The organism is Mesorhizobium sp. P3_A10, from assembly GCF_056403175.1.
On the sequence record NZ_JBFUFZ010000002.1, the window covers coordinates 14,159 to 30,520 of the forward strand.

Sequence of the window (16,362 nt, forward strand, 5' to 3'; positions counted from 1 at the left end):
GTCTTCAGAGGCCCCGGCTGACAGGGCCTGGTCACGCACCGGCAAGGGTCATGCCTTCGATGAGAAGTGTCGGCGCCGCGGTGCCGAAATTGCGGTCGAGATCGCTGGCCGGAACCATGTTGAGGAACATGGTCTTCAGATTGGAGGCGATGGTCACTTCGGCAACGGGATAGGCAAGTTCGCCGTTCTCGATCCAGAAGCCGGAGGCGCCACGGCTGTATTCGCCGGTCACCATGTCGACGCCCTGGCCGAACACTTCGGTGACGTAGAAGCCCGATACCAGTGACTTGATCAGGTCCTCCGGCGACCTTTCACCTGGTTCGATGGCAAGATTGGTCGATGACGGCGAGACCGAGGAGCCGCTGCGCGATCCCCGGCCATTGGTGGTCAGCCCCAATTCGCGTGCGGCCGAGGTCGACAGGAACCAGTGGTTCAGCACGCCTTTTTCGACCATGAGCAGCTTTTCGCCCTCGATGCCTTCGCCGTCGAACGGGCGCGAGGCCTGGCCACGGCGGCGCAGCGGCTCGTCGGTCACGGTGATCGCCGCCGAGGCCACCTGCTTGCCCATCATGTCGCGCAGAAAGCTGGTCTTGCGCGCCACCGAGGCGCCGTTGATGGCGCCGGCGAGATGGCCGGCAATGCCGCGCGCGACGCGCGGGTCGAACACCACGTTGACCGGCCCGGTCGCCGCCTTGCGCGCGCCGAGCCGCCGCACGGCGCGTTCGCCGGCCTTGCGGCCGATCGTCTCCGGCGCGTCGAGATCGGAAAAATGCTGGTGCGAGGAATATTCATAGTCGCGCTCCATGCCGGTGCCCTCGCCGGCGATGACGCTTGCCGAGCGCGAAAAGCGCGACGCGACATAGTGGCCGACAAAGCCGTTCGAGGTGGCCAGAACCAGCCCGCCCAGACCGGCGCTGGCGCCGCTGCCGGCGGAATTGGTGACGCCCTTGACGGCAAGCGCCGCAGCCTCCGCGGCCAATGCCGCTTCCTTCAGCTGGTCGGTCGAAACCTCGGTGGCGTCGAACAGATCGAGGTCGCGCGGCGTGCCAACCAGGAGAGCCGGATCGGCGAGGCCCTGATAGGGATCCTCTGGCGACACCTTCGCCATGGCAACCGCGCGCTCGGCCAGCGCCTTCGGGTCGGACGCCGCCGTCGCCGAGACGCTCGCCACCCGCTTGCCGACGAAGACGCGCAAAGAGACATCGTCGCCCTCGGAGGCCTCGGTGCTCTCCACCTTGCCGAGCCGCACCGACACGCCGGCCGAACGGCCGCGCACCGCAACCGCGTCGGCGGCATCGGCGCCGGCGCGTTTGGCAGCCTCGACCAGGGCCGCGACGCGGTCGGTCAGTTTGGCTGCGTCGAGCGTATCGGTCATGCGCATGATCCTGTTTTTTTCAGCAGGCTTTGGGAGCAGCCGCTGGTGCACCATCTATTGTTCCACTGCCGCTTGTGCAATGGGAGAAGCGGCAATCAAGATGCATTAGCAGCCTGTTTGGAGCATTCGCCATGACGCCGTTCCACCTCGCCTTTCCGGTCCGTGATCTCGATGAAACCCGCGCTTTCTATGGCGAGGTGCTTGGCTGCGCCATCGGGCGCTCGTCGGCGACCTGGGTCGATTTCGATCTTTTCGGCCACCAGATGTCGGCGCATTTGCGGCCGCAGGTGGCAGAGGCTCCCAGCGACGGCAAGGTCGACGGCATCGTCGTGCCAATCCCGCATTTCGGCGCGGTGCTACTGATGGACGAATGGCAGCGGCTCGCTGCACGGCTGGAGGCGCGTCCCGACATCGACTGGCTCGAACGGCCGATGGTGCGCTTCAAGGGCGAACCCGGCGAACAGGCAACGCTGTTCATCCGCGACCCCTCAGGCAACGCGCTGGAATTCAAGGGCTTTCGCTCGCTGGAGCAGATTTTCGCGCATTGAGCTACGGGTTGGCCACCGGCGTCCAGATCACGTCCTCGATTTTCTGCGCGCCGGTCGCCAGCATCGCCAGCCGGTCGAAACCAAGCGCTGAACCGCTGGCCTGCGGCATGATGGTCAGCGCGTCGAGAAAATCCTCGTCGAGAGGATAGCGCTCGCCATAGACGCGCTCCTTCTCGTCCATCTCGGCGGCAAAGCGCCGGCGCTGCTCCACCGGGTCGGTCAGTTCACCGAAGGCGTTGGCGAGTTCGACGCCGCAGCAATAGAGCTCGAAGCGCTCGGCAACCCTGGGGTCGTCGGCGCTCGGCCTTGCAAGGGCAGCTTCCGAAATCGGATAGCCGTAAAGAATGGTGGCACGCCCCTGCCCCAGTGCCGGCTCGACTTTTTCCACCATCACCCGGCTGAACAGATCGGCCCAGTTGTCGTCCGGCGCGGTGCGCAATCCGGCCTTAACCAGGGCGTCATGCAGCGCCGCACGGTCGGTGCCGCCGTCCGTTGCCACGGTGGCCAAAAGGTCGATGCCGGCATGGCGCGTGAAGGCATCGGCGACGCTCAGCCGCTCCGGCTCGGCGAATGGGTCGCAATCACGACCGCGGAAGCTGAAGCGCGTGGCCCCTGCCCGCTCGGCCGCCAGCGCCAGCAGTTCAGCGCAGTCGCGCATCAGGCTCTCATAGGTTTCACCAACGCGGTACCATTCGAGCATGGTGAACTCGGGATGGTGCAAGGGGCCGCGCTCGCGGTTGCGATAGACTGCTCCAAGGCTGAAGATGCGCCGCTCGCCGGCGGCAAGCAGCTTCTTGCAGGCGAATTCCGGCGAGGTGTGGAGGTAGAGAGGCTGGCGCGACCCGTCCGCACCGATCGCCTCGGTGGCAAAAGCCGACAGATGCGCCTCGTTGCCGGGCGAGACTTGCAGCGCCGATGTCTCGACCTCGATGAAATCGCGACGGGCAAACCAGTCGCGCATGGTGGCCGTTATGGCGTTGCGTAGGATCAGCCGCGGCCGGCGGTCGGCATGAACATGCGGCGTCCACCAGGGCGAAGCGGCGGTCATGAGCAGCGGATTTGCACGGAGGACTGGCGGATGCGGCCAAGATGCGCTAGGGCGACGGCTTCCGCAGCCGAATTGCGCCGAACACATGTTTCAGGCCAACAAACTTTAGCAGGACAGAAAACCGTGGTGAAAGTCATCGCCAGTTCGCTCCGCAAGGGCAATGTCGTCGACAAGGACGGCAAGCTTTATGTGATCCTCTTTGCCGAAAACATCCACCCAGGCAAGGGCACGCCGGTGACGCAGCTCGACATGCGCCGCATCGGCGACGGGGTGAAGGTTTCGGAGCGCTACCGCACCACCGAGCAGGTCGAGCGTGCCTATGTCGAAGAGCGCGAGCACACCTTCCTCTATCGCGACGGCGAAGGTTTTCATTTCATGAACCCGGAAAGCTACGACCAGGTGGCGGTGTCGGAAGCCGTGGTCGGCGACATGGCGCCATACCTGCTGGAAGGCATGGCCGTTCAGGTGTCACAGTTCAATGGCATTGCCATTTCGCTGGTGCTGCCGCAGCGCGCCACCTTCGAAGTGGTCGAGACCGAGCCGACGACCAAGGGCCAGACGGCCTCGTCGTCCTACAAGCCGGCCGTGCTGTCCAACGGCGTGCGCACGCTGGTGCCGCCGCACATCGCCCCCGGCACGCGCGTGGTGGTGATGACGGCTGATGGCGCCTATGTGGAACGCGCCAAGGACTGAGAAAGAAACATCCGGCTACGGACGCGCGTAAAACTGTTTACGGCGTCCGTCCCTGACCTAGCGCGACCGAAGCTTTCTGGTGCTCGGATGCGATGAGCATTTCGACGAAAGCGGTCACCTTGCGCGGCCGGAAGCGCGCCGCCGGATAGACGGTATGGATGCCTCCGGAAGGCAGCGACCATTCCTTGAGGATGTGGATCAGCCGCCCCGATACCAGCTCGTCGGCCACCGAGAAATCCGGCAGGATCGCAAGACCGCCCCCGGCTCGAACGGCCTCGAGCACCCCTGGCGTGGTGTCGATGGCTATTCTCGCCTGCATGCGAACCGCGCGCCGCTCGAAGTCGCCGCGCGAGAATTGCCACAGCAGCGGTTCGCGCAGCGCCATGTTGGCGACGAACGGCAGCTTCGCAAGATCGTCGGGATCGAGGACCGCCGCGATCTGGTCGCTAAACTCAGGTGCGGCGACCAACAATTGCCGGAAGGAACCGATCCTGCGCGCCTGGAGCGTGGAATCCGTGAGCCAGCCGACGCGAACCGCCATGTCGATCTTGCCGGATGTGAGATCGATCGTGTGGTCGCTCAGCGTCTGCTCCACGCGGCAGGCGGGATAGCGCGCCGCAAAGGCGGCGACGACCGGAGCGACCACTGCGGTGCCATAGTCGTTGGGCGCGGTTATCCGTAAGGTCCCGGTCGGCTCGGTGGCGGCCTGGGCAAGTTCGTCGAAGGCGTCCTCCGCCTCGCGCAAAATCATCACGCAACGGGCGTGAAACATGATGCCGGCCTCGGTCGGATGGACGCGTCGGGTCGTACGGACGAGAAGGCTTGCCCCGACATCTCGTTCAAGCTGTGCCACCTGATGGCTTACCACGGCCTTGGTGATGCCGAGCCGCTCCGCCGCGCGGGTGAACGATCCGGTGTCAACGACCGCGGCGAAATAGGCCAATCGATTGAGATTCATGGATTTCACTCAAGCTCGCCAATTGTCAAATAATAACATACATTCTGTCGTATCTGTCGATCTTCTTCAACCAATCTTCATCTGCCATATCTGGTGCCAGAGGGCCCCCGATATGACCGCAGCCACCCGCATCACCTATCTCTTCGACCCGCTTTGCGGCTGGTGCTATGGCGCCTCCGCGGCACTCGAAAAGCTTGTCGCCAGGCCGGACTTCGCCGTCGAACTGGCGCCGACAGGTCTTTTCGCCGGCGCCGGCGCCCGGCCGATGGATGACGGGTTCGCCACCTATGCCTGGATGAATGACCAGCGTATTTCCCGCTTGAGCGGCCAGCCCTTCAGCGAAGCCTATCGGCACGGCGTGCTTGGCGACCGTACGCGCCTTTTCGACTCCGGCCCGGCGACGCTGGCGCTCACTGCCGTCGCCAGCACTGCGCCAGACCGGGAGTTCGAAGCGCAGAAAGCCATTCAGCGGGCGCGCTATGTTGATGGCCGCGACATCACCGATATTGCCGTCCTCTCCGATGTGCTGCGCGCGCTCGGCCTGCGGGAGGCCGCCGAACGCCTGGCAGCGTCCGATGCCGATCTGATTGCCGCCTATCGCCAGCGCATCGGGGCCGCGCGCGCAGACATGCGCCGCTTTGGCGCCGATGGCGTGCCGGCCCTGATCGAGGGTGTCGGAGCAAGCCGCCGCCTTGTGCCCGGCAATGCGCTTTACGGCAGCCATGACGTTCTGGCCGGCAGGCTGCAGGGCCTGAGCCTGGCCACCAGCTGAACTCACACCCTCAACCACCACCAAGGAGACAGTCATGTTCACACGGAGAACCATCATGAAAACGACCCTCGCCGCCGGTGCCGCCGCAGTCTTCGCTCCCGCAGGGCTTGGCCATGCCGCCGCAGGACTGTCCTGGAAGCATTTTCCCGCCGGGGAAAACGGCTTCTTCCGCGCCCCGGTGCTGATTTCCGGAGCCACTGAAGCCGTGCTGATCGACGGCGGCTTCACATTTCCCGATGGCAAGGCTTTGGCCGAGGCGATCAAGGCGACGGGCAAGAAGCTCACCACCATCTATGTCAGCCAGTCCGACCCGGACTATTACTTCAGCCTCAAGCCTATCCAGGAGGCTTTCCCCGACGCGCGCGTGATCGCCGCCTCGGAGACGGTGGCCGCCATCAAAGGCAGCATCGACAAGAAGCTCGCCGTATGGGGTCCGCAGCTCAAGGAGAACGGTCCGCAGACGCTCGCCGATGTCGTCATCCCGGAGGTCTTCGACGAAAAGACGCTCAGCGTCGATGGCGAGACCATTGAAATCGTCAATGCCGAAGGCCTCGCCAACCGGCGCTATCTGTTCGTGCCGTCGCTGAACGCGGTGTTCGGCGGCGTGATGATCTTTGCGGGCGTGCATGTGTGGACCGCCGACACGCCGACCAAGGAACAGCGTGCGGCATGGATTGCCAATCTCGAGAAAATCGCAGCACGCAAGCCGGCGATCGTGGTTGCCGGCCACATGACACCGCAATCTCCTGCCGACCTCTCTGGCGTCGAGCACACAAGGGCCTACCTCATTGCTTTCGAGGAAGAGCTGGCCAAGGCCAAGGACGCAGCCGCGCTCAAGAGCGCCATGGAAGCCCGCTTCCCCGGCCTCGGCATGGGGGTCGCGCTCGACATCGGTTCCAAGGTTGCCACCGGCGAAATGAAGTGGGGCTGATAGGCGCCAATCTGGACTGATCCGTGCCAGCAGGCACCAATGGCTAAGCCGAGGCAAATATCCGCGCGGTGCGGAGAGCCTCGGCTGAAGCTGGTTTCCGCTTTGGTGCCCTAGATTTTCAGGTGCTGCAGCACCCGGGCCGCCGTTCCCTCCGTCACCTCGCCGGCATCGTCGACGCGGCCGAGCTTCAGCACCGCCCAGCTGTCGGCTATGCCGAGCGCGAAGGGCAGGTTCTGCTCGACGATCAGGATCGTCGTGCCGTTGGCCCTGCGTTCTTCCCTGAGAGCCGTGGCGATACGTTCGACGACGGAGGGCTGCAGACCCTCCGAAATCTCGTCGATCAAAAGCAGCTTCGGCTGCAGCATCAGCGCACGGCCGAGGATCAGCATCTTCTGCTCGCCGCCGGACAGCGTTCCGGCGCGTTGCGACAGGCGCTCCCGCAGAAACGGAAAATGCCCGTAGACCCGCTCCACCGCTTGCGCGAAGCCGCGATCCGAACGCAGGGCGAGCCGCAGATTGTCACGCACGCTGAGATCCTGAAACAGGGCCTGCTCCTGTGGCGCATAGCCGACGCCCGATGAAATCAGAGAGGCCTGGGAAACCCCTGAGATCGACGCGCCATCAAGGCGGATGTCGCCCGAACGCAGCGCCACGAAGCCGAGAATGGTTTTGAGCACCGTCGTCTTGCCCATGCCATTCTTGCCCATCAGGGCAAAAATCTGCCCGGGCGCGATGGAAAGCGACAGCGCCTCGATGACGGCGACCGGCCCATAGCCGCTCGAAACGTTCGACAGCGAGAGTTTCGGCACGGTGGTTCTGGCCTCTCTGGTCTCAAGCATGGGCGGCTCCCGAATAGATCGTCCTGACCGTTTCGGAATCGACCACCTCGGCGACGCTGCCGTCGAGGACAAGCTTGCCCTGGTGGAGAACAACGATCCTGGTCGAGATGTCGCGGACGAAATCGAGATCGTGCTCGACCAGGATGGCGGCGAAGCCGAGCTCGCCGGTCAGTTTCTGCAGCGTGGCGCCGATGGTGGTGCGCTCGACCTTGGTCAGTCCGGCCGTCGGCTCGTCGAGCAGGATGAGTTTCGGCTCGAGCGCAACGACCATGGCGAGTTCGAGGCTCTGCTTCTGTCCATGCGACAAGAGCGACACCGGCTGACCGAGCATGCGATCGAGGCCGGTGGAGTGCAAGATGTCAGCGGCCGCTACCGGCAGTCCAAGCGTGGCGGAGCGGCGCAGCAGGCTCGGTGCCTGGCGCGAGGCGCGTGCCATACGCAGGCAGTCGGCGACGGTCAGGCTGTCGAAGACGCTCGCCACCTGGAATTTTCGGCCGACGCCGAGCGCCACGATTTCGTCCGGTGTCATGCCGTCGATGTCCTGGCCGGCGATGCTGACGCTTCCGGTGGTGGCTTCGGTGCCGTCGCTGAGACACCGCATCAGCGTCGTCTTGCCGGCGCCATTGGGGCCGACGAGGCTGACCAGTTCGCCGGGGCGCACGTCGAGGTCTATGCCTTGCAAAACCTGCAAGCTGCCGAAGGATTTGCCGAGGCCGCTGACGGAGAGCACGCGGTTGTCGCCGGCGCTGCCGTTCCCGGCCGTCTCGACGGTGACGGCCGGGCTGCCGGCGGCGTTGGTCTGCTGTGCATTGCGACGCGGCAGGGCCATTCTGGCCAGTTGCGCCAGCCCGTTCGGCAACAGGATGATCATGACCACGAACAGGGTTCCGACGATCAGGTTCCACAGGAAGGGCAGATCGCCGGACAGCTGGGCACTGAGATAGTCGATGCCGATCGCGCCCATGACCGGCCCGATGATGGTGCCGCGACCGCCAAGGGCGGTCCAGATGACGATCTCGGTGCCGAAGACGAAACCGGTGTTTTCCGGCGCCACCACGCCCGACGCATTGGCATAGAGGAAGCCGGCAATGCCGGCGACGCCGGCCAGCAGCGCCGTAAGCACAATCTTGAGGCGCTGCGGATCGAGGCCGAGATAGGCGCAGCGCGCTTCATTGTCGCGAATGGCGACGAGCAGCTTGCCGGCATCGGAGCGGGTGAAGACCAGGGCGACGACTGTGGTGACAAGCAGGCAGATGCCGGTCAACCGGAAATAGCCCGGCAGGCCGAGCGGCAGGCCGGAATAGCCGACCAGCCCGCTGCTCGATCCGGTCCACACACCGCCCGAAAACACCAATTGCGTCACCACGATCGGCACCACCAGCGAGATCACCGTCGCATAGAGCGGTGTCGAGCCATGGCCGAACGACAGCCAGCCGACGAAACCGCCGAGCAGCACAGGCACGAGGATCGCCAGGGCCAGCGCCAATGCCAGAAGGGCGGGCGTCGAGCCGAGATGGCTGAGCACCATGGCACTGGCATAGGCGCCGGTGCCGAAGAACGCCGCCTGGCCGAAGGTCAAGATGCCGGTGTAGCCCCACAGAATGTCGACGGTCACCGCCAGCATGGCGTAGATCATCGAGCGGGTCAGCACGTTGAGCGTAAAGCGATCGAAGAGCGCCGGCCCGATGACGACGACGACCGCGGTCGCAAGCGCAAGGGCTGCAAACAGCCAGACCCTCGGTGGGATGGAACGGTTTTCAGGCACGAGCAAATCCCTTCGGGCTTATGCGCAACACCAGGGCGCACAGGACCGCCACCGTGATGCCGCCGAGAATGGGGCTGACGAAGGTGCTGACCAGAACCTGGGCGCCGCCGAAGACGAGGCAGGCGATGGCCAGCGTCGAGAAGGACGATCCGGCGACCATGACCAGCATGAACGAGCCGATCAGCCAGGCGACGCCCATGTTCGGATCGACGCTGGTCAGCGGCGTCAGCAGCACGCCGGCGAGTGCCGCCAGCCCGGTGCCGACCATGAAGGTGGCCAGCCGCACACGGGCGGTGTCGATGCCGAGCGCGCGCGCCAGCATCTCGTTCATGATCACCGCTTGCGCCGACAGGCCGAGCCGCGTGCCTTCGAGCAGGAAGGTGAAGGCAAGCCCGATGACCAGCGCTGCGGCCACAGCGAACAGCCGGTAGAGCGAATAGCCGACGCCAAAGACATCGACGGTGCCCGACAGCAGATTGGCAGTGAACTGTACGTCGCGCCCGAACCACAGCGTGATCAGCTGGCCGATGACGATGCCCAGCCCCCAGGTGGCCAGGATGGCGTCGAGCGGCCGGCGATAGAGCGGCCGCACGATCACCAGTTCGGTGATGCCGCCAAGGATTGCGCCGACGGCAAAGGCAATCGGCAGCGCTGCCCAGGGATTGAGCCCGAGGCCGGCCGTCGCCACCGCGCAATAGGCGCCGATGGTCAGCCAGGCACCGTGCGCGAAATTGATGATCTTCAGCACACCGAAGATCGCAAGCAGGCCGGCGGCAACGATGAACAGGATCGCCGCCGTCGTCACCATGTCCAGGAGAAGCGTCATGGCAGGTCCCCGATGATGTGGAACGGGGCGGCACGGAGCCGCCCCGTTGCGAACAGAGGCGCGATTACAGGTTCGGGCACTGTTGCCCGGGGTCGACGCCTTCGAATTTGTCGACGACGGTCACCGAGCCATCCGCCTTCACCTGGCCGAGATACATGGTCAGCGGAGCATGGTGCTGCTTGCTCATCGAGACCGTGCCGCGCGGGCCGACGAAGGATACCTCGGCAAGTGCCGCGAGCACAGCGGCGGTGTCGGTCGACCCGGCTTTCTCGACCGCGGCCTTGTAGAGGTAGATGCCTTCATATTCAGGCACTGAGAGGTCGTTGGGGGTGCGCAGCTCGGCGCCGTACTTCTTCTCAATCGCGGCAAGGAAGGCCTTGTTGGCGTCGCTGCCGATGCTGGTCACATAGGACGCGGAAATGAAGATGCCGGCAGCATCCGCGCCCATGCTCTTGGCGGTCCCTTCGTCGACGGCGAGGTTGCCATAGGGGATCGTAACGCCGGCGCCGCGCAACTGCTTGGTCAAGGTGACGTTGGGTGCCCCGCCGGCGGTCGAGGTGATCACCGCATCGGCGCCGGAGCTCTTCAGGTTGGAGATGATCGCCGTCCAGTCGCTGCCTTCCATCGGCAGATATTCTTCGCCGACGACACTGGCACCAGACTTCTCGATATAGGCCTTAGCGAATTCGAGCATGCCGCGGCCGAAGGCGTAATCGGAGCCGATCAGGAAGAACTTCTTGGCGCCTTGCGTCTTGGTGAAATTGTCGACGATCGGCGGCACCTGCTGCTCCGGCACCCAGGCATTGACGAACAGGTTGGCGTTGCAGGATTTGCCCTCGTAGAACGAGGTGTAGATGTAGGGGATGTCGCCCTTCGAGATGATCGGCAGGCCGGCATTGCGGGCAGCGCTTGTCTCCATGGTGATGACGGCGTTGACCTCCTTCTGGAAGACCAGCGAATCGAAGGCCTTCTGCGCACCCGCCGCACCCGAGGCATCGTCGGCGATCTCCAGCGCAAGCTGGCGTCCGAGCACGCCGCCGGCGGCGTTGATTTCGGCGACCGCGAGTTCCGCCGATTGCACCACCGACGGCGCGACGACGCTGTTGGCGCCGGAAAGGCCGACCGGGATGCCGATCTTGATCGGACCGTCCGCGGCGAAGGCGGCGCTGGTCAGGGCGGCGCTGGCGAATGCGAGGATCACTGCTCTGGTCTTCATGGTATTCCCCTTTCTCTGGTTGATCTTACCGGGTGGTGCCGGCTTCTTCTTGGTTATCCGTAGACGTCACTGCGGCGATCGCCGATGGCGTCGTTGCGCTCGCTCAGCGCGCGCGCCCTGGCGACCTCGCCGAGGTTGATCGTGGCGATGAGGATCTCCTCGTCGGCTTCGCTGGCCGGCCCGGCGATCGGCCAGCCGGTCGGGCCGACGATCAGGCTCCTGCCGACAAAGGGCTGGCCGCGCTCAATGCCGACGCGGTCGGCGCAGGCGATGTAGATGCCGTTGCTGTGGGCGGCGGCCTTGTGCAGGATGTTGGCCATCGGCTCCGGGTGGTCGCCCTGAGCGGGCATCGGCACCCAGTTGGTCGGCACGCAGACCAGCTCGGCGCCCTTCAGCGCCAGCTGCCGATAGGTCTCCGGGAACCAGCCGTCATAACAGATCGCCACGCCGATCCGGCCGATCGCGGTATCGAACACCGGCAGGCCGAGATTGCCCGGCTGAAAGTAGAGTTTTTCGCGGTTCCACAAATGCAGCTTGCGATAGGTGCCGATGGGACCCGATGGGCCGCACAACATGGCTGCGTTGAAGAACCGGTCGCCATCGCGCTCGGCAAGGCCGCAGACGATGTGGAGGCCGAGTTCGCTGGCCAGCGAGCACAGCAGCGCGGCACTGCGTCCCTCCGGGATGGGCGCTGCGAGTTCGGCGAGCTCTTCCCGGCTGTCGAAGACATAGCCGCTGTCGGCGAGTTCCGGCAGCACCACAACCGATGCGCCGAGACCGGCGGCCTGGCGGATCAGCCGCTCCATCGATCTGAGATTCTTGTCCAGGCGGCCGATCGCCGGTTGGAACTGGATGCAGGCCAGACGGAGGTCCGTGGATGCTGTCGCCAATAGTGCCAAAGCCTGTCTCCAAACGCAAAAAACCCCTGGGCGCGGAAGTCATCCGCGAGCCAAGGGCTACATAGCCATCAATGTGAAACGGCATTCCTGCCGAAGAGCAAACCTGCTCGTGCTTTAAGAAGTTGCACAGCCGGGAGATCGCGTCAAGGGCCAAAGATCCCGGCAGCAACCGCCGTTGTAAAGGTTGACTTATAGAAGCAAAATCAGATGGTTATAACGGACTTCTGCTGCGACTCACCGTTGACGCCCTATCGATCGTTCGGCTGTTTCTGATTGCCCTGCGCGGAAATCCCGAAGCCGAAAGTACGCATCGCTTCCTGCGCCGCGAGGATGCCATCGGCCACCGAAACCAGTGCGACGCGCTTCGATGTCGCCTGGTCACGGATCAATTTGTAGGCGGTCTCCTCGTCGACGCCGTTCATCTCGACCAGCACCTTGACCGCCTTCTCGATCGTGCGCCGACCTTTCAGCGTATCCTCGAGTTTGCGCACCTTGTTGGCGAGCCGCCCTTCGTAGCCGTAGCGGTAGCGGGCCAGCGCAAATTGCGTCAGCACGCCCAGTTGCCGCAGCGGCTTGGTGATGACGCCATGGGCGTTGAGGTCGATGATCGCCTTGATCGAGGTCGGGCTTTCATAGGTGACGATGGCGACCACGGCGGCGCTGGCGCCTTCGATTAGCGACACCATCGCGTCTGTCGGCGCTTCGCCCACCTGCACGAACACCGTATCGATGTCGCCGGGGATCGATGCCGGTGGCGGCCACGCGGCCCGAACCTCGCAGCCGAGGCGCCGCAAGTGATCGACCAGGGCTGCGCCATCCTCGTCCTTCGGATGGATGACCAGGATCTTCGCTTGCCGCAGGTCGTTGAGGATGCGTTTGAGCGTCGCCGTCATTACAGCCACGGCTCCTCAAAATGGGTCGCGGCGAGATAAGGGTCTGGCCGGATCGGCGCCTGCGATTGCCAGGCGATGTCGAACTGGCCGCTGGCGTTGGCGATGCCGATGCGCGGTGTCGACCAGACGTGACGGTTCTCCTGGTCGAACATCATCCGTCCCTCGGGCGACGCATAGTCGACTTCCAGCGCTGCCTGGCCGAGGCGGAATGTGTCGAGGGTTCCCGCCTTTTCCAGTGCGCGGGCGAACAGATGTACCTGCGTATACGCCGTCTGCGACCACATGGTTGCTGTCGTGCGGTCGCCAAAGCGGCGGGCGAGGTCACCGACAAAGCGCTGGTTCTCGTCGCTGTCGACGCTCGCAAGATAAGGGGCGGCCAGCACATGGCCGGTGCAGTGCTCGGCGCCGATCACCCGGATCTCGCCTTCGGCGAGCGTCAGGCTGGCGATCGGCCGCTTTGTCCGGTCGATGCCTGCCTCGGCATAGACTCTGTAAAGGATTTGCGCGCTGCGTCCGATTACCGTCGAGAACACTGCGTCCGGCGCGGCCTTCTCGATGTCGGCCATCAGCCGGCGGATCCGGCGTTCGTCGGCATCGAGCGGCACATATTGTTCCTCGACGATGGTGCCGCCCTTGCATTCCAGGAGGTCGCGCATCACCCGGTTGGATTCATGCGGGTAAATATAGTCGGACCCAGCCATGAACACGCGCGGCCCGTAGCGCTGCAGGATGAAGTCGGCGAGCGCGAAGGTGTTCTGGTTGAGCGTGGCGCCGGTGTAGAGGACGTTCTCGGAATATTCGAAACCCTCGTAGATCGAGGGATACCAGAGCAAACCATTGTAGCGCTCGACGATGGGCAGCACGGCCTTGCGGCTGCCCGACATCGAACAGCCGAAGATGACGTTGACATCGTCCTCGGTCAGAAGCTTGCGGGCCAGCGACCGAAACGCCTCATGGTCGCTGCCCGGGTCGTAGGCTATGGGCTCGATCTGTCGCCCCAGAACGCCACCGCCGGCATTGATCTCCTCGATGGCGAGCGCCGTCCCGTAGAAATGCTCGCTTTCGGTGACCGAGGTGATGCCGCTGCGCGAAAAAAGGATGCCGACACGCCATGTCTGGGCTGTTCCGGTCACGGCAATCCTCCCCTGCGCTTTTCCGGCAAAGGCCTATTGCACGCGGGGCGTCATGGCAATCGTCATGAGGCGCCAAGGTGCTGGCGGCGTTCGCGCTTACAGCTGCCTGTCGGCCTCGTCATCAGCTGCATTGCCTTCTGCGGCCGCCCGCTGGATAGTCCTGCCGATGTTGCAGACCCTAGCGACTCACTGGCCTCAGATCCTGATGATCATTCCGATGGTGATGGCGACCATCGGCATCGTCCACGCCATCATGACGAAGGAGGATGTCCGCGCGGCCACGGGCTGGGTGGGCGTCATGCTGTTGTCGCCGTTCCTTGGCGCGATCATCTACGCCGTGGCCGGCATCAACCGGATCCGTCGCGCAACGATCAGCGCACAGCGGCTGCTCGCCCGTGAGGCCGCTTCCGCAAGACGCGACGGCGACATTGCCGCGGAAAACCTCATTGCCGAGCGCTATGGCCTGCGGTTCACCGGACTGAAGACGTTGGGCGACAGGGTGGCGCGGCGCGCCCTGACGTCGGGAAATGCAATTGCGATCTTGAAGACCGGCGACGAGGCCTATGCCGCGATGCGCCGGGCGATCGACGGCGCGGAGCGCAGCATCTTTCTCGAGACCTACATCTTCGACAATGACGAGGTCGGGCGGCTGTTCGTCGAATCGCTGGCCGGTGCGGTCAAACGGGGTGTCAGCGTTCGCGTGCTGATCGATGCGGTAGGCGTCCGCTACTCAGTCCCCAGTATCCTGGCGCATCTCAGAGACGCAAATATCGCCGTCGACCTGTTCAATGGCAACATCGTCATGGGTCTGCGTCTTCCCTATGCAAACTTGCGAACGCACAGGAAGATCCTGATCGTCGATGGCACGGTCGCCTTTACCGGAGGAATGAACATCCGAAAGGGATTTTCGGCCGAGTTCGCAGGGTCCGCCAGCTCGGTGGATACGCATTTCCAGGTGACCGGACCGGTGGTGGCCGACCTGTTTTCGGTTGCCGCCGAAGATTGGCGCTTTGCCGGCAACGAGGCGCTCAAGGGCGACGACTGGCAGGTGGACGAGCCCTCGCCGCCTGCTGGCCAGCCGATGCTGGTGCGGGCGGTGGCGTCGGGGCCGGATGCCAGCATCGAGACCAACCACAAACTGCTGATGGGGGCATTTTCGGTCGCCCGCAAATCGATCCGCATCATGTCGCCCTATTTCCTGCCGGATCGGGAGCTGATCAGCGCGCTGACCACGGCGGCCCGGCGCGGCGTCGAGATCGACATCGTCGTGCCGGCGGTGAACAATCTCTTCCTTGTCGATCGCGCGATGACGGCGCAATTTGACCAGGTGCTGAAGCACTATTGCCGTGTATGGCGCCACACCGGGGCGTTCGACCATTCGAAGCTGTTGTCGGTCGATGGCGTGTGGGCCTATGTCGGCTCCTCCAACCTCGATGCCCGCTCGCTCAGGCTGAATTTCGAGATCGACATGGAGGTGCTGGATGCAGGCTTTGCCGCCGAGATCGAAGCGCGCATCGGATCGGCAATCGCCGCTGCCATACCCGTGACACTCGATACGTTGAAAGCGCGGCCATTTGCCATTCGCGTCTTCGACCGATTGCTGTGGCTGGGATCGCCCTATCTATAGAAGCTGAAATCCGGGAAGAGATAAGCAGCGGAACATGCAGAGAACCGTACGCAGCCTTCAGGCGAACATGCTTTCAACCATTCGCCGCAGAAAAGCCCGGGCGGCAGGGTCCGCGCCGCATGAGCGGACGGATGCCGCAGGCACGCTGGTCGCGTCCTACAACGTCCACAAATGCGTGGGCGTCGACAGGAAGTTCGACCCGGACCGGATTGTCCGCGTCATCCGGGAAATCGGCCCTGACGTCATTGCGCTGCAGGAGGCGGACAACCGGTTCGGTGACCGTGCCGGGCTTCTCGATCTTGCGCGGCTCGAGATGGAAACGGGCCTGGTGCCGGTGCCAGTATCGGGAAACGGCAAGGGACATGGCTGGCACGGCAACGTCTTGCTGTTCAAGCGCGGCACGGTTCGCGATATCCACCAGATCAAGCTGCCGGGCCTCGAACCGCGCGGGGCGCTGGTTGCCGAGATCGATCTGGACGAAAAACGGACGCTGCGCATCATCGCGGCGCATCTCGGCCTGCTGCGCCGGTCACGCTCCGAACAGGCGCGCGTCGTGCTCGACATCATGAACCGCCCGGACGAAACGCCAACGCTGCTGCTTGGCGACCTGAACGAATGGCGGCTGGGAAACCGGTCGGCGCTGAAGACGCTGCATGCGACTTTCGGCTCCTCGCCGCCGGCGGTTCCCACCTTTCCGTCGAGCCTTCCGCTGCTGGCGCTCGACCGGATCATGGCCAATCGACAGGACATGATCTCGACCGTGGAAGCCCATGACACGCCGCTGTCGCGGGTTGCCTCCGATCACCTGCCGCTGACGGCTTTCCTGCGCCTGTAGTTGC

The 16,362-nt window shown here is 64.3% G+C and carries 16 protein-coding genes; 6 read left to right on the forward strand and 10 right to left on the reverse strand.

What is annotated here, in order from left to right; translation table 11 throughout:
• Nucleotides 1–31: 31 nt before the first annotated feature.
• The gene (locus AC1DXU_RS06780) at nucleotides 32–1,375 is read right to left on the reverse strand and encodes a TldD/PmbA family protein (protein ID WP_477320016.1); all 1,344 of its coding nucleotides are present in this window, start codon (nucleotides 1,373–1,375) and stop codon (nucleotides 32–34) included.
• Nucleotides 1,376–1,506: 131 nt separating this feature from the next.
• Here AC1DXU_RS06780 and AC1DXU_RS06785 point away from each other — a divergent pair, with 131 nt between their 5' ends.
• On the forward strand, nucleotides 1,507–1,923 hold the full coding sequence (locus AC1DXU_RS06785) for a VOC family protein (RefSeq protein ID WP_477366106.1): 417 nt from the start codon (nucleotides 1,507–1,509) through the stop codon (nucleotides 1,921–1,923).
• A gap of 1 nt (nucleotide 1,924) precedes the next feature.
• Here AC1DXU_RS06785 and epmA read toward each other — a convergent pair whose 3' ends face one another.
• Nucleotides 1,925–2,971 carry an EF-P lysine aminoacylase EpmA gene (epmA, locus tag AC1DXU_RS06790; RefSeq protein ID WP_477366109.1) on the reverse strand — a complete coding sequence of 349 codons (1,047 nt, stop codon included), beginning with the start codon at nucleotides 2,969–2,971 and terminating at the stop codon, nucleotides 1,925–1,927.
• Between the two features lie 123 nt (nucleotides 2,972–3,094).
• Between epmA and efp the strand changes: the two genes are divergently transcribed.
• Entirely contained in the window at nucleotides 3,095–3,664 is a 570-nt protein-coding gene (gene efp, locus AC1DXU_RS06795) for an elongation factor P (RefSeq protein ID WP_027038615.1), read from the forward strand.
• 37 nt (nucleotides 3,665–3,701) lie between these two features.
• Here efp and AC1DXU_RS06800 read toward each other — a convergent pair whose 3' ends face one another.
• A complete protein-coding gene (locus AC1DXU_RS06800) occupies nucleotides 3,702–4,622 on the reverse strand; it encodes a LysR family transcriptional regulator (protein WP_477366112.1) in 921 nt (306 codons plus the stop codon).
• Nucleotides 4,623–4,734: 112 nt separating this feature from the next.
• On the opposite strand from AC1DXU_RS06800, the gene AC1DXU_RS06805 reads away from it, so the two are divergent.
• Both AC1DXU_RS06805 and AC1DXU_RS06810 read left to right on the forward strand, forming a co-directional pair.
• On the forward strand, nucleotides 4,735–5,394 hold the full coding sequence (locus tag AC1DXU_RS06805) for a DsbA family protein (protein WP_477366115.1): 660 nt from the start codon (nucleotides 4,735–4,737) through the stop codon (nucleotides 5,392–5,394).
• A gap of 34 nt (nucleotides 5,395–5,428) precedes the next feature.
• Nucleotides 5,429–6,325 (forward strand): MBL fold metallo-hydrolase, encoded by an 897-nt coding sequence (locus tag AC1DXU_RS06810; RefSeq protein WP_477320037.1) that lies wholly within the window; start codon nucleotides 5,429–5,431, stop codon nucleotides 6,323–6,325.
• Nucleotides 6,326–6,435: 110 nt separating this feature from the next.
• On the opposite strand, the gene AC1DXU_RS06815 is transcribed toward AC1DXU_RS06810, so the two are convergent.
• The 7 genes from AC1DXU_RS06815 to AC1DXU_RS06845 form a co-directional block, all read right to left on the reverse strand.
• The gene (locus tag AC1DXU_RS06815) at nucleotides 6,436–7,164 is read right to left on the reverse strand and encodes an ABC transporter ATP-binding protein (RefSeq protein ID WP_477366118.1); all 729 of its coding nucleotides are present in this window, start codon (nucleotides 7,162–7,164) and stop codon (nucleotides 6,436–6,438) included.
• The gene (locus tag AC1DXU_RS06820) at nucleotides 7,157–8,929 is read right to left on the reverse strand and encodes a branched-chain amino acid ABC transporter ATP-binding protein/permease (protein WP_477366121.1); all 1,773 of its coding nucleotides are present in this window, start codon (nucleotides 8,927–8,929) and stop codon (nucleotides 7,157–7,159) included. The genes AC1DXU_RS06815 and AC1DXU_RS06820 overlap by 8 nt, the downstream gene beginning before the upstream one ends.
• Complete coding sequence (locus AC1DXU_RS06825; protein WP_477320043.1) at nucleotides 8,922–9,755, reverse strand: branched-chain amino acid ABC transporter permease; 834 nt, start codon at nucleotides 9,753–9,755, stop codon at nucleotides 8,922–8,924. Before AC1DXU_RS06825 ends, AC1DXU_RS06820 begins: the two co-directional genes overlap by 8 nt.
• 64 nt (nucleotides 9,756–9,819) lie before the next feature.
• Complete coding sequence (locus AC1DXU_RS06830) at nucleotides 9,820–10,971, reverse strand: substrate-binding protein (protein ID WP_477366124.1); 1,152 nt, start codon at nucleotides 10,969–10,971, stop codon at nucleotides 9,820–9,822.
• 53 nt (nucleotides 10,972–11,024) lie between these two features.
• Entirely contained in the window at nucleotides 11,025–11,870 is an 846-nt protein-coding gene (locus tag AC1DXU_RS06835; protein ID WP_477366127.1) for a nitrilase family protein, read from the reverse strand.
• A 248-nt stretch (nucleotides 11,871–12,118) separates the two neighbouring features.
• Nucleotides 12,119–12,763: an ANTAR domain-containing response regulator gene (locus AC1DXU_RS06840; RefSeq protein WP_477320049.1), complete on the reverse strand. Its 645-nt coding sequence runs from the start codon at nucleotides 12,761–12,763 to the stop codon at nucleotides 12,119–12,121.
• Nucleotides 12,763–13,896, reverse strand: a complete 1,134-nt coding sequence (locus tag AC1DXU_RS06845) for a transporter substrate-binding domain-containing protein (RefSeq protein WP_477366130.1) — start codon at nucleotides 13,894–13,896, stop codon at nucleotides 12,763–12,765. The genes AC1DXU_RS06840 and AC1DXU_RS06845 overlap by 1 nt, the downstream gene beginning before the upstream one ends.
• Before the next feature lie 166 nt (nucleotides 13,897–14,062).
• Between AC1DXU_RS06845 and AC1DXU_RS06850 the strand changes: the two genes are divergently transcribed.
• Both AC1DXU_RS06850 and AC1DXU_RS06855 read left to right on the forward strand, forming a co-directional pair.
• Nucleotides 14,063–15,523, forward strand: coding sequence for a phospholipase D-like domain-containing protein (locus AC1DXU_RS06850; RefSeq protein ID WP_477366133.1), 1,461 nt, complete (start codon nucleotides 14,063–14,065; stop codon nucleotides 15,521–15,523).
• A 34-nt stretch (nucleotides 15,524–15,557) separates the two neighbouring features.
• Nucleotides 15,558–16,358, forward strand: coding sequence for an endonuclease/exonuclease/phosphatase family protein (locus tag AC1DXU_RS06855; protein ID WP_477366136.1), 801 nt, complete (start codon nucleotides 15,558–15,560; stop codon nucleotides 16,356–16,358).
• The last annotated feature ends 4 nt before the right edge of the window (nucleotides 16,359–16,362 follow it).

What these genes read in the sequence shown, in the direction of transcription:
- AC1DXU_RS06855 (WP_477366136.1), top strand. Translation starts at nt 15,558, where the DNA reads ATGCAGAGAACCGTACGCAGCCTTCAGGCGAACATGCTTTCAACCATT.
- epmA (WP_477366109.1), bottom strand. Translation starts at nt 2,971, where the DNA reads ATGACCGCCGCTTCGCCCTGGTGGACGCCGCATGTTCATGCCGACCGC.
- AC1DXU_RS06800 (WP_477366112.1), bottom strand. Translation starts at nt 4,622, where the DNA reads ATGAATCTCAATCGATTGGCCTATTTCGCCGCGGTCGTTGACACCGGA.
- AC1DXU_RS06785 (WP_477366106.1), top strand. Translation starts at nt 1,507, where the DNA reads ATGACGCCGTTCCACCTCGCCTTTCCGGTCCGTGATCTCGATGAAACC.
- AC1DXU_RS06805 (WP_477366115.1), top strand. Translation starts at nt 4,735, where the DNA reads ATGACCGCAGCCACCCGCATCACCTATCTCTTCGACCCGCTTTGCGGC.
- AC1DXU_RS06825 (WP_477320043.1), bottom strand. Translation starts at nt 9,755, where the DNA reads ATGACGCTTCTCCTGGACATGGTGACGACGGCGGCGATCCTGTTCATC.
- AC1DXU_RS06840 (WP_477320049.1), bottom strand. Translation starts at nt 12,763, where the DNA reads ATGACGGCGACGCTCAAACGCATCCTCAACGACCTGCGGCAAGCGAAG.
- AC1DXU_RS06850 (WP_477366133.1), top strand. Translation starts at nt 14,063, where the DNA reads ATGTTGCAGACCCTAGCGACTCACTGGCCTCAGATCCTGATGATCATT.
- AC1DXU_RS06810 (WP_477320037.1), top strand. Translation starts at nt 5,429, where the DNA reads ATGTTCACACGGAGAACCATCATGAAAACGACCCTCGCCGCCGGTGCC.
- AC1DXU_RS06815 (WP_477366118.1), bottom strand. Translation starts at nt 7,164, where the DNA reads ATGCTTGAGACCAGAGAGGCCAGAACCACCGTGCCGAAACTCTCGCTG.
- AC1DXU_RS06830 (WP_477366124.1), bottom strand. Translation starts at nt 10,971, where the DNA reads ATGAAGACCAGAGCAGTGATCCTCGCATTCGCCAGCGCCGCCCTGACC.
- AC1DXU_RS06780 (WP_477320016.1), bottom strand. Translation starts at nt 1,375, where the DNA reads ATGACCGATACGCTCGACGCAGCCAAACTGACCGACCGCGTCGCGGCC.